6 protein-coding genes and 1 pseudogene are annotated in these 11,955 nt (G+C 41.0%); 6 read left to right on the top strand and 1 reads right to left on the bottom strand.

Features of this window, described 5'->3' with window-relative positions:
• Positions 1-179: 179 nt before the first annotated feature.
• Complete coding sequence (locus EQU50_RS06915; protein ID WP_130154400.1) at positions 180-1,472, bottom strand: hypothetical protein; 1,293 nt, start codon at positions 1,470-1,472, stop codon at positions 180-182.
• A 262-nt stretch (positions 1,473-1,734) separates the two neighbouring features.
• Here EQU50_RS06915 and EQU50_RS06910 point away from each other — a divergent pair, with 262 nt between their 5' ends.
• From EQU50_RS06910 to EQU50_RS06885, 6 genes and pseudogenes are all read left to right on the top strand, one after another.
• Complete coding sequence (locus tag EQU50_RS06910; protein WP_130154399.1) at positions 1,735-4,950, top strand: trypsin-like serine peptidase; 3,216 nt, start codon at positions 1,735-1,737, stop codon at positions 4,948-4,950.
• Between the two features lie 75 nt (positions 4,951-5,025).
• Entirely contained in the window at positions 5,026-6,561 is a 1,536-nt protein-coding gene (locus EQU50_RS06905) for a hypothetical protein (protein ID WP_130154398.1), read from the top strand.
• Positions 6,562-6,687: 126 nt separating this feature from the next.
• Complete coding sequence (locus EQU50_RS06900) at positions 6,688-8,016, top strand: hypothetical protein (protein WP_130154397.1); 1,329 nt, start codon at positions 6,688-6,690, stop codon at positions 8,014-8,016.
• Positions 8,017-8,539: 523 nt separating this feature from the next.
• Positions 8,540-9,904: a group II intron reverse transcriptase/maturase gene (gene ltrA / locus EQU50_RS06895; RefSeq protein ID WP_207216274.1), complete on the top strand. Its 1,365-nt coding sequence runs from the start codon at positions 8,540-8,542 to the stop codon at positions 9,902-9,904.
• A 202-nt stretch (positions 9,905-10,106) separates the two neighbouring features.
• Positions 10,107-10,787, top strand: a complete 681-nt coding sequence (locus tag EQU50_RS06890; RefSeq protein ID WP_130154396.1) for an IS5 family transposase — start codon at positions 10,107-10,109, stop codon at positions 10,785-10,787.
• Between the two features lie 530 nt (positions 10,788-11,317).
• Positions 11,318-11,881: pseudogene (locus tag EQU50_RS06885) on the top strand (IS4/Tn5 family transposase DNA-binding protein); the annotation flags it as partial.
• Between the last annotated feature and the right edge of the window lie 74 nt (positions 11,882-11,955).

Raw genomic sequence — 11,955 nt, 5'->3', positions numbered from 1 at the left:
ATAGCTTTTTGAGAGTATAAGTTTAACCAGAGGATAGGAAAATGTTTCCTCTTTTCTGCCTCCGGTTTCCATAAGAAAGATTATGGGATCAAATTTTGTTTTTTTGTAACGAAGGATTTGAGTAGTTTTTAAAATCCTTCTCTGAGTCAAAGCTTATTTCATGAGGGGCCCTGATTCCTCTACAATTTTTTGAATTTTAAAAAGAACCTAACTTTATTGGCCAGGCTGCATTTACTTCCTCCTTCATACCTTTTAAAAAATCCTATGTTCACTTCAATCAATACAATGTCTCGTCCTCTTTCGTCTTTTTTGTCTATTGGTTTCAGAAACTTGACATTTTTATAAGTCATTCCCTCACAATTGCCTCCTTCACAACATGTTAGGTCGTGATATAAGTTTCGCGTGTTGTAGTAGCATGAATTGTCATTTTCAAAAGATAGAACATCTTCGGGTAAGCTAACATAAATAGGTTTTTCTTTGTAAAGCTGCAGACTGTACTGACCGAAATGGTGCTCTTTATTTGAAAGTTGGATAATCTTTTCAAAATCCATATGATGGCGATCAGCCGAGAAATAATTAGCTAGATTTTGTCCTACTTCCTCCGTCCCCTGAAAAGCATAAGAAGGAAGTGACGGAACGCTACTTTGACCAATCGTATCAATTATCTGGGTGTCCGACTTAAACCACGGGAGAAGTTCTGAGGAAATCGTATAAAAAGAATTGGGCGTTTTAATCGCTATTGGCTTTATGTGTTTAGCAGAAAGATCTTTACCAATCTCACCATCACTTTTCCTTTCAATAAGTTCCAAGAAGAATCTAACTCTATCAGTTAGACTACATTTACCACTACCCTCATAAGGAGAAACAAATTGGGTGTTGACTTCAATCAGTGTAACTCCTGGAATAGGGTCGTGTATTGGCTTTAAAAAATTAACATATTTATTAGCAGCCACAGAACAGTCAGTACCCTCACAACAATCCATATCAAAGTATAAATCTCGTTTTTTGTAGTAGCAAACACCTTCAAACTGTAATGAAAAAGGAATATCCTCTCGTAAGGTTACATAAATCCCTTTGTTTTTATAGAAGCGAAGACTATGTTGACCAACACTGTAATCATAATTAGAAAACTGAATAAGTGCAGGAAAGTACCTTGCGTTGATTGAATTGTTCGAGAAATGATTAGCTAAGTCTTGTCCAATCCCTTCTTCTCCTTGGAAGCTATAAAAAGCTGCAGCAGGAGTAACTACATCTTGGCTAGTTAAAGCCACTGTTAATGCTTTAAGTCCAAACCAAGCAAAACTTTTCGAGGGAAGCTTTTTAAAGCTTGAGTCTACTTGCTCCATTCCCATGGTTTTTGAGATTTTAGGGCAAGGACTCACATCTACGCGACTTTCAAGAAAGCAACTCGCAAACGACGCCATCCCGGCATTAACAAAAAACACTATTGTATAGGCAATTGTTTTTTTCATTTTTAAGTTTCCGAAGATAACACTTATTGCATAGGCTATTACTTTTAAGTTATTTCTTAAAGAAGAAATTTTAAATTTTTTCTTCCTTTATCATCAGAATTGATGAAATAAAAAAAATCGGCCATTTTACCAAAAACACCCCATCTTTATCTCTTTTTTCAACTTCAAGGAGAAATATTCTTAAAAATAAACTATTCAAAAGAAATGGTCTGACCTCATAGTGTTAGCATCAGGTTTTACGTAATAAGATGATGCATTCTTAATGAGCAAAAACAATGAGCAAATTTATTGTCCAAAACTTCTTATTACGTTGATTTTCCTCTTCCCAGTAGGATTTGCATACTCGTCAGGCACAGAAAGCTCCAAACTTTCAATTTCACCTCAGGCTGCGGAAATGAAGGAAGCTTCTGGGGGAGAAGCTTTCCCTCTTTCCGTTAATAAATATGAGCAACCCATCAAAACTATTTATAATGATGGAGATGATCGTGTGCCTTCTAATGATCCTAAAGTAGTCCGTATTAAATATAATCTTTATCCAGGCTTTGAAGCAACAGTTTGGCTCGCATCAGTTGGATGCTGTATAGGTGCGGGACATACTTTAATACAATATAACCCCATGGATCTAACAGTTGAGCTTAATGTGCGTACTTCCCAGAGCAATGGGACCCTGTGGCCTTCTCCAGAGAAAGACACATATCAAGTTGATCTAAAGAGCATTGTAGCTGGTTCAAAAAATAATCCACAAACTTACCAATATGGTTATAGGGGAAATGACTGGGGCTGTTTTCTACTTAAACAAGATAGTAGTAAGCAGCCCATATTTGAAAGACAAAAAAGTTTTTTTCGCATAACAAAAGGTGATAACATTTTCAGCAGGTTTTCGACTAGTGATCGTCCCTATCCTCTCAGTCGAATAACAGGATATGGTAGAGTTCCTGACAATAGGGTATTTCCTAACCAACAAAATTCGAAAAATTTAACACAACAAACAGCTTCTGGTACTATTCTTGGTAAGAAGAAACCAGTTCCTAACCCTCCACAACCTGGAGGAGGGCAAGTGTCAGATGTTGCTGATTCTGATATTATCTACCATCAAATTTCTGCCACAGCAGGGAACTCCGGTTCCCCTATGTACCTTATGGGGACACATATGGCGATCGGAATTCATACTGCTTCGTACATACCAGGTCAGTCTTTTAATGATAATAATGATGCTTCAGGATTTAATAATTCACAAATAATTGATGCTCTTAAGCGTGTTCCATTTTATAAGCCTGGTGATCTGGCACCTCCAACCAGTGTACAGGTCAGATATGTTGACAGTGATTATTTTGCTGTTAGTCCTACAGATGTTACGGGTGATAATTCCCCTGGTGGATTATTTAATCCGTATAGAAGCTTGGAGGATGCTCGTGATGGAGCAACAAGCGGCGATACGCTAGGGATTACAGCTGGATATTATGCAGGTGGGGGGATAACGTTCCCGCTTGGTAAAAAACTTGCTTTGAAAGCTTTGGCGGGAAAAGTGTATATAGGTGCGCCATCATTTCATATCGGTTCTCATTTGCCACCGATTAACCCTCCATCACTTGCTGTTTCTGATACAATGTCTACAAGTAATATTCAGCAAGAAGAAAAGAAAGTTGATGTAGCTATTCATGAAAAGCGTTTACGGAAATACGCGAGGAAATACCCACAGGCCTTTAGAGACCCTATAAAGCCAGATACACGCGTCCTTTCTAACGACCCCAGGGTTGGTCGAATACTAAAAGCGGATGAGATAGATCCGGGAATATTTTTCTATGATATTATTGGAACAGGTTCGCTAATTTCAAGCGGATGCATCTTAACAGCCGGTAGAATTTTTAATAATATTCCAAACTTATATGAACAGAAATTTTACTTTGAAGTCAATATTGATGAAAACGATTATGTAAACATTATTGATATTGATAGTAAAGATGCATATGAAATTGACCTTCAGGGTCTGGTGTGGGACGAGCATGTTACTCCTCTAGATGGTGACGATTGGTCTGTCTTTAGGGTTAAACCAAATATGTTTGGCGAAAGTATTTTTCAGAATCAAAAATTTTCTTTTCGCCCTATAGCGAATTGGAGAGCTCCTAGTACCACTCCAGATATTCTTTTTGGTCTCGTTCCTTATGTTAGAACAACAGGGCATGGCCAAATTAGTGATCCTTCAGCTAGGTACTTAATCCAACAAACGAACTCTGCTCAGGTTGATCAGAGGAATACATCTCCAACAGGAGGAAGCGATGCGATTTATAGCATCATTAATACCTCTCGAGGTACGGGTACTGGCTCCCCTGTTTACTTGATAGGAACACATATGATAATCGGCATTAGCTCGAGTTTTACGTCTCCAGCCACGCCGACAGATAATGGGGTAGATATAAGTACGGGTTTTACTAACACTAGATTAGTAGACTCCATCAAAAAAATTTTTCATGATAGTAAACCTTTAACTTATGTTGATTCGGATTACTTTTGTGTTCTGGCAAAACATGCGGATGGTGTTACAGATGGTACCGGTGATATTTTTGCTCCTTACAGAAGATTGGAAGATGCTTTGAGTAAGGCTTCTACAGCTACCAGCTCTACTACATTAGGTATCGTTTCTGGTTATTATATAAACACTGGGCGATCTGATCCTAATAGAAGTTCTGCCTTTGTTTTCCCCAAGGCTCCTGCAAGTACCGGTGGTAAGAACACCATTACCTTAAAAGCTATCTCAGGGAAGGTTTATATTGGAGGGATTTTGCCACAACCTGGTCAACAACCTCCTTTTGGTGACACCTCAACGACAGAGGCGATTAATAATAAACATAACAAGGAGAGTGCCTCTGTTTTTCCTATTGAGGAACCGTTTGCTCCTGCTTCTTCCTCTTCCGGTGAAGAAGATATCTTTTCATCGTTGGGTGATTTTGGTCTGCCGATTGGTTCGGTTCTGGATTGGTGGAGCACCAATATCAGCAGTATGCCAGCTTGCTTTGAGCTTTGTAATGGACAAAAAGTTCTTGATCGAGAAAGCCCTCTTTTTGGTCAATATCTGCCTAATTTAAACCATGGTTTTACCCGAGGAACGATTGATCCTCAAGAAGTAGGTCATCAAGGAGGACATTCTAAAGCTGTTGTTTCTTTAACAACTTCAGAGAATGGAGCCCACAGGCACCAGTTCAGCGACAACCGAGGAATGACCGATTTGATCTCGAGGGCCACAACGGCTCAGGATATCTATATGCATGAAAAAAGTGAGGCGGCTTCTCATAACCATGGAAGCTGGACCCATTCTCAAGAAAGCGGATCTTCCGTTTCTCATAGAAAAGGAAAGGGAGTGAACCATCGACACAGTTTACCTGGAACAGATAGTGGAGGCGCTCACACGCACACGATAACAGCCACTGTTGATATTTCACCCCCTTACGTCAATGTTCTAAAAATTATGAGAATCAAGTGAAGGAAAGGCTGTTTATGATTCCGTTCGAGATTAACCCAAAAAGTCCTGATTGTTAATGTAGAGAGGTGTAGTGTTATGAATCAATGGAGAAAGTTTCGAAAAAAGTTTGCCCTCAAATCTTTTTTGAGCATTAATTTTATTTTTTTAGTAATAACGGCAGAAGCTGCTGACAAAAAAGATTTATGCCCAGCCCCTGCCGCTAAAGTTACGAATAGATACGAAGAAAATCAAAATTTTTCAGCCGTTGGAAGTTTAACCAGGCCTCCTCTTCCAACCCATGCTCCTCCAACAAGAAAACCATATGATGCAGCTTCTTCTGTACGTTTTGATTTCTCTTCTCCTGTTCAAACTCCTCTCCCACAAATAACCGTTTCGGATAGAAAACTTCAAAGAGCACAAGAAGAAAGGAGTGGAAAAGATGAAGACTGTCAAGGCTCTTCACCAAGTTCCGTAGAAGCAGGAACAAGTTTCTCTGACCTTAGTCAAACTCATTACAAACCTGCTCCTGTTTCTTTACCCCCTAAACTGCTTACACCGGGTGAAACTTTTTCACCAATCAGACATCTCGCCTTAATCGGGACGATTCTTGACTGGTGGGGTCCCCATGCGGAAAGAGTTCCTCCAGGGTTTTTAATTTGTAATGGTCAGATAGTTGCCTTTAAAGACAGTCCCCTCTTTGGGCAACGTGTTCCTAATCTTATTCATGTGTTTACAAGAGGAACGAGTGATCCTAGAGAGGTTGAAACGGTAGGCGATAGCCATCAATTTGTCACAAACGTAATTACTTCACCAAGCGGGGGGCATACCCATAGCTTTTCGCAAAGTCAAAACATAACAGGTTTTATTCAAAGCATAGAAGAAAAAAGATGTATAGGTGCTCCAAATAACCGTTCTCAAAAAGACAAAAGCAAATGGTTCCATTTGGGTTTTCATGGGGCGTCCTCAACGTCTCAACAACGGCAACATCAGCATGATTTACCTGACACAGCTTCTTGTGCCGATCATGTTCACAATGTGATCGTCTCTGCAGCTATTTCTCCTCCGTTTGTAAGCGTTTTAAAGATCATAAGAGTTGTTCCTCCAAAAACTAAAGAAGAGATTATTCCTGTAGGAACAATTCTGGATTGGTGGAGACCTAACATGTCAGATCAACAATCTCTTGTTCTTCCGAGAGGATTTGTTCTGTGTGACGGGAATATCATTGAAGATCGAGAGAGTTATTTTAATGGTGAAAGAGCTCCAAACCTGCATCATATGTTTATAAAAGGTGTTGGAATGCCAGATAAAGTAGGCATCAGGGGAGGCAGTGAACAGCAGGTCCTTAAAGCAGAGGTTTCTGCTGCTGGTTTGCATGTCCATGCCTTCCAAAATAGAAATATGACGGGTTTCATATCCTCCAAAAATGCAGACAAACAGACACTTCACAACGAACAAGGGAAAACGATTTCAAAGTTCGAAGGAAGTTCACAGGGCGACACACACAGTGGACAGCATCAACATGATTTACCCTTGTCGGATGCGCAAGGTGTGCATATCCATGAGGTAGCGAGTGTTGCCCTGGATATCCTGCCCCCTTATATCAACTTTTTAAAAATGATGAGGATCAAATGAATTTTCCATAGAACTTCACTGACACAATTAAGAAAGATATTGAATGTCTACTATTCATAGGAACATATCTTATATAGAAACATAAAGATGTGCACCTTAATAATAAATAACTTAAGAGGATGATAAATGAAATATAAAAACCTAAAACAAATGGGTTTGGCTTTAGGGCTTTTAACGGTCCTAAATTATTCAGCTCAGTCAGCTATGTCTATTGATGAGAATGGAAAAGTGACTTTTTTTGGAGATGTTGAATGTAAGGGAAATGTCCTTTGTAAAGCAGCAACTGCTCCTACCAATACAACTACTCATAGTTTGAGTTCAACAAGTAATCGTTCAGGCCCCTTAAGCGATCCTATTCCAACCATTGAATTCGACGATCCAGTCACCATGACCCAAAATGTGACGCTTTCATCTACTATACCAACTCAACCTGTACAGCTTAAGATCAATGGTTCTATCGATCTTAATGGCCCGAATGGTGGTGATGGAGGAATATTATATATGAGCCACGCAGAGGTAAAAATGATTGACGGTACAACATTAAAATTCAGCTCGTATACGCCTACAGCTTCTGATTTGAGCTCTTCTTCCAGCTCGTCATCATCGTCGTTTTCATCTACACGACAGATGTTAGCTTCTCAAGCCGCAGCTCCTGCACGTCCTATGACAAGTCAGGTCCAACCTGCCGCTACCTCTTCTAGTTCTTCTTCCAGCTCGTCATCATTGTCGTCTTTATCTACACAGCAGATGCTAGCGTCTCAAGCAGCAGCTCCTGCACGTCCTATCACAAGCCAGACCCAACCTGCCGCTGTTTCTTCTAATTCTCCCAACCTTTCTACTCCTGCTAGTACAACAGTACAGTTTGATGTTTCTACGGTTATGAATCAAAATGTAACGATAGGATCAGCGACTACACCTGTTAACTTTAGTCTTAATGGACAGTCTCTCCAAAACCTTATTGGTTTTGTTCCCATTGGAACGATTCTCGATTTTTGGTGGCCATCAAATCCAGCTATTCCTGGCACTTTTAATCCAGGAGCTGGAGCAATTAAAATACCTTCTGAGTTCATGGTTTGTTATGGACAGCCGGTAACTGACCGTGCAAGTCCTTTTTATGGATACACGCTTCCTAATTTAAATGGGCAATTTGTTTTAGGGGCTAGCGATAGTGATTTAATTAGCGATCCCAACTCTAATGCTGAACATCCATGGAAGCCATTCATAAATACAAGTTCAGATGGTCCAACAACAGGTTTAATCTCTGACTCCAATCCAAACCTCGATCCAAAGCAAAAGGAAGCTCTTATATCTTCTGATCAAGGAGTTTGGCAGAGAGATGAAAATGGTTACACTCTTCAGGTAGACACTAGTGGTAGTGGTCCTAATCCAAAGGGCCAACATGCACACACCATACCAAATTATATACAGTTGTTAAAAATCATAAGAATAAAATAGTTCGATGTGTAAATCAGTTGATAGGTAATCCCCTGGTTTCACCAGGGGACCTACAAGGTGCGCCAAGCATGGTGCAGAGGTCCTTATTGAAGAATAAGGACGCTATAGTTTAGGTGGTGAGAGTCCACTGCACGCCGTGGAAGTCGGAAGTGCGAGTCTAGGCAAGGGTGTCTTCCGCGAGGGAGAATCTGAAGGAAGCCGACGACGCAACAAGGAAGTGACGAACAGGAACTGGATAAAAGGCTGCTATAGCTGGGTAACACGGCCTTAGACGGAGATGCCCAATAACTGACCGCAAGCGTATAGCAGTAGATCCAGCACTGACCTTGGGAAAGACCTGCATCTTACCTTGGGAGATCTCTTATCCTGTTTGTTGAACGCAAACTATTGGTTAAGTGATTAATCAAGAGGGGATAAGAGAAGTCAGCAGAAGGCGTATTAGGCTGAGTTAATCAGCTGAAGGCCTGAATCAGTTAAGCCAGAGAAAGTCGTTGAAGACTCTTTAAGATGGAGAGGTAGGAAGATGAGGAAACATCACCAACGTCCGGACAGATTTCAGCGTATGAGACCTGAAGGGAGCGAGGTACAGCAAATCTTGAAGGCGTCAACAATGGATGAGCCTCTGACAGAGTATTTGATGGAAAAGGTTTGTGACCCATCAAATTTGAACCGAGCGTACAAACGTGTTAAAGCAAACAAAGGAGCCGCAGGGGTTGACGGGATGACAGTTGATGATCTGTTTGGCTGGATTGCGAAACACAAAGAGTCACTTATAGAATCGTTAAGGACAGGAACCTACCAACCATCTCCTGTATTGGGGGTTGAAATTCCGAAGCCAGGGAAAAGCAAGGAAACCCGGTTGTTAGGGATTCCTTGTGTGGTTGACAGGCTTGTCCAACAGGCTATTCTTCAGGTATTAGAGCCCATGTTTGATCCAACATTTTCAGGGTCAAGCTACGGATTTAGACCTGGCCGAAGTGCGCATCAAGCGCTGTTAAAGGCGCGAGAGTACGTACAGGCAGGATATGACATCGTGGTTGATATTGACGTTGAAAAATTTTTCGACCGGGTTAACCACGATAAGCTCATGTTTAGGCTTTCAAAGCGGGTAGGTGACAAAAGACTGTTAAAGATCATCCGACGCTTCTTAGAGGCGGAGATGCTGAGACAGGGGATTTGCATTGAACGGATAGAAGGGCTGGCCCAAGGGGGACCTCTCTCACCATTAATGTCAAATCTTGTGCTAGATGAGCTGGACAAGGAGTTAGAGCACCGAGGACACAAATTTTGCCGATACGCAGATGACTGTAATATTTACGTCAAGAGTTTGCGAGCGGGGGAACGTGTGTTGCAATCGGTGAAAGATTTTCTTGCAAAACGTCTGAAGCTGAAGGTTAACGAAACCAAGAGTGCTTGTGCTTCTGTTGAAGAGCGCCAGTTTCTTGGGTATCGACTTCTGAAGGAAGGGAAGGTTATAGTTGCCGAGCACAGTTTGAGTCGTATTCAAGACAAGGTGCGGTGGATTACCCGTCGAAATAGGGGGGTTAGCTTAGAAACAGTAGTATCTGACCTAAATCAAGCCCTAAGAGGATGGGGAAACTATTTTCGACTAACAGAATGGCCTTCACAGAGGAAAAGCTTGGATGGGTGGATACATCACAAAGTACGGTGTTATCGACTTAAACAGCGAAAGAGACCCTTGTCCATCGCTAAATTCCTCATGAGCTTGGGTGTGCCTGCTTGCAGTGCATGGCCTGTAGCAAAATCGGGGAAAGGATGGTGGCGGTTATCTCTGAGTATCCCGGTTCATCATGCTATGGATAACAATTGGTTCAAAGAAATAGGGCTTATAAATCTAAGATCCATGAAAGCTGTGGTAAAAGCTTAACTGAAACCGCCGTATGCGACATCGCACGTACGGTGGTGTGAGAGGACGGGGTCGTGAGGCCCCTCCTACTCGATTCGTATAGGTATCGCACCAAGATTCGTGCGTGGGATTAACATGGCTGTGTTGCATAAATAGGTTTTAGATTTCTATTATTATTTAGTGAGGTTAAGATTTGGTCTCTGTGTTTTTCAGAAGTCCAAAGATGCCCTATAAATTAAAAGATGCCGTTCGCCATAAGTTTGACAAGAAATCGTACAACAAACGATATTGGAAGGTTTATGATCAATCTCTTGTGAACCGGGGAAATCTTACTATTTGGTTTAGTGAAGACGCCGTCTCAAACTGGAATATGGGCAAACAGCTCTTTGGAAGGCGAGGACGTCCCAAGACATATTCAGATTTGGCTATTCAAACCTGTCACACTTTACGGCTTTTGCAGAAGCAGGCTTTGAGGCAGACACAGGGTCTTGTCTCTTCTATCATTGGTTTATTGGGTTTAGACCTTGTCGTTCCTGATCACACGACGTTATCTCGTCGTTTACAAAATCTTGTTATTCCCAGAAAGCCATCCTCTTCTAATAACTCTACGGTAGTTATCGTTGATAGCTCTGGCCTTAAAGTTACAGGCGAGAAAGAGTGGATGAACTATAAACATGGAACGCGTCAACGCAAAGTCTGGAGAAAACTGCATATTGCGATTGATGAACAAGGTGAAATCTTAGCCCATGAACTAACCACCCATGCAACGGCTGATTCATCTGTTGTTGAAAGTCTCTTAAAGCAAATTGACACTCCAATAGAGACGCTCATGGGGAATGGTGGATATGATCGGCTGTGTTGCATAAATAGGATTATGGTCGAGGAGAAGTCTTTTAAGTGTTGATTTTAAGCCATTTTTTGTGATTTCGGCATACCCATTTTATGCATTTTATTTAAGATAAGGATGGCGATGTGAACTTCATTTTTTTGGGCTTTTGGATTCAGGGATTTTAATTTGTTGCCAATAATGGTTCTAAATCTCGAAAACGTGTTCTCCACACGACTTCTTATTCCGTAATTTGTTTGAGATTGCCATTTTTGTCGCCCCTGTTGGTCTATAATAGTTTGGCTTTCTTTTCTTTGTTCAGGGCCATCGTCTTGGATGGCCTGAAACCCTGTGTTGGGAGGAATAATAATTTTAGGAGAGTCTTGTTTTTGGCGGCTTGCATGGTTTTTAACCGCTTCATAAGTTGTAGAGTAGCCAGCCCTGGATTACTCCCAGGCCAGCCCTCCTAGTCCTTACTATTACCCACAAGTAGGTAAAAATATAGTATGAATTGTTTAAAATTATCAACAAATAGTGTGTCCAAAATTCGTATGAGAGTCTATAATTAACGAGTCATAAAAGGTTTTTACCCGGTTGGAGTTTTTCAAATGACAACAACACATAAAAAACTGATTCATTCAGAAAGAAGTTGGGCGTTGGATGAATTTGGGGAGGTAGACTGTGGTGACATTAGGCTTACCAAACGACTTGTTAAAATTGCTGATGATTTTGTCAAATCCCCTGAAAGCTCAATTAATCAAGCGAGCGGAAGTTGGGCAGAAGCCAAGGCTGCGTATCGTTTTCTTCAGAATGATAATGTTAAAGAATCTGAAATTTTGGCGTCTCATGTAAAGAAAACGCGTGAGAGAACAAAGAATTATCAGACGATATTATCTATCCAGGACACAAGCTATATGTCTTATAAAAATCATAAAAAGACAACAGGATTAGGAGTTATTGCGAGTCGTGTTCGCTCTGAGAAAACAAATTTTAAAACGCCTGGATTAGTCATGCACACGGCTTTTGCGGTTACAACAGACGGATTGCCTATTGGTTTATTAGACCAAAAGATTCACAGCAGACCCCCTCTTCCTGCAGAAATTATAGCCAAGAAAAAAAGGAGTCATGGTAGGGCTGTTTCCATTGAAGATAAAGAAAGCATAAGGTGGCTAGGGCGTGTCATCAATTAAGCCAAATAGCCGCAGCAACCAAATGTATGGCTCCCAGGAAGTTTCGAGCTGTTTTA

Source organism: Candidatus Finniella inopinata, assembly GCF_004210305.1.
GTDB lineage: Bacteria > Pseudomonadota > Alphaproteobacteria > Paracaedibacterales > CAIULA01 > Finniella > Finniella inopinata_A.
The sequence above is the reverse complement of the archived record's forward strand: the minus strand, read 5'-3'. Positions and strand labels throughout refer to the sequence as shown.